Origin of the sequence: Clostridium sp. CAG:43, from assembly GCF_000434655.1 — a bacterium.
Lineage (GTDB): Bacteria > Bacillota > Clostridia > Lachnospirales > Lachnospiraceae > Otoolea > Otoolea fessa.
The window spans coordinates 12464-13817 of sequence record NZ_FR895029.1 but is presented as its reverse complement, the minus strand read 5'-3'; the positions used below and the strand labels follow the sequence as shown (position 1 = coordinate 13817).

The window sequence follows — 1354 nt, the reverse complement described above, 5'->3', positions numbered from 1 at the left end:
CGTTTCAATTTCCTGTTTATAGGAGGCGATCTCTTCGCGCTCTTTTTCAATGGTCACGCGGCTGTTTTCCAGATTGGCAAGCAGATCCTCGAAGGATTCGTCCTTCTGCTCCATCTGGTTTTTCGCCTCGTCGATGATATAATCCGGCAGCCCCAGCTTGCGGGAAATGGCAAATGCATTACTTTTTCCTGGAATACCGATGAGCAGGCGGTAGGTCGGGCGGAGAGTCTCGACGTTGAACTCGCAGCAGGCATTTTCAACGCCTGGCGCGGTCAGCGCAAAGACTTTTAATTCGCTGTAATGCGTGGTTGCGATCGTCCGGCAGGTCATGTTGTGCAGGAAATTTAAAACCGCAATCGCCAGCGCCGCGCCCTCGGTCGGGTCGGTACCGGAACAGAGCTCATCGAAGAGACAGAGCGAATTGGCGTCCGCCTCATTTAAAATCGAAACGATATTCGTCATATGGGCGGAGAATGTACTTAGATTCTGCTCGATGCTCTGCTCATCGCCAATGTCGGCAAATACATTGTCAAAAACAGCCAGCTCGGATCCCTCAAATGCCGGGATATGGAGTCCTGACTGTCCCATCAGGGTAAAGAGTCCGACGGTTTTTAAAGAAACGGTTTTACCACCCGTGTTTGGACCCGTCACAATCAGAAGGTCAAACGAATCGCCAACCCAGATGTTGATCGGAACGACCTGTTTCGGATTTAAGAGCGGATGGCGTCCGTCCTTGATATTGATATACCGTTTGTTGTTAAATTTCGGTTCCACGCAGTTATAGTGGCGGGAAAGAGCTGCCTTTGCGAAAATGAAATCGAGCTCTGCCAGAATCGAAAGATCCGAGAGGATCGCGTCGGTGTAAGGCATAAGCTGGCTGGAAAGAGCTGCCAGAACGAACTCAATTTCCCGTTTTTCCTGGATTTCCAGCTCGCGCAGTTCGTTGTTCAGCTTGACGATCGCGAGCGGCTCGATAAATACAGTCGAACCGGTCGAGGACTGGTCGTGCACCATGCCTGGGACCTGGGATTTATACTCAGCCTTGACCGGCAGGCAGTAGCGCCCGTCGCGCATTGTGATGACGGCATCCTGTAAATAGGTCCGGTTGGAATTTAAAATAGAATTTAACTGGGTATGAACGCGTCCGCCCACGATCTTCATGGAGCGGCGCACTTTGGCAAGTCCCGGACTTGCGTCATCGCTGACCTCATCCTCGGATGGCAGGCAGCGCTTGATCTCATTGTTGACCGGCGTCAGCGGATCCAGGGCGCGGAAGCGCTCATCAAGGGAATCATCTGGAAATTCTTCGGATTTCTCATGGCGTCCGTAGCTCTGCGCGCGGGCAGCGACTGTC

At 52.4% G+C, this 1354-nt stretch carries 1 protein-coding gene; it reads right to left on the bottom strand.

Annotation, left to right across the window (positions count from 1 at the left end):
* The coding region (locus tag QVO97_RS02330) for an endonuclease MutS2 (RefSeq protein WP_369678371.1) at positions 1-1354 on the bottom strand (1354 nt) is incomplete at both ends.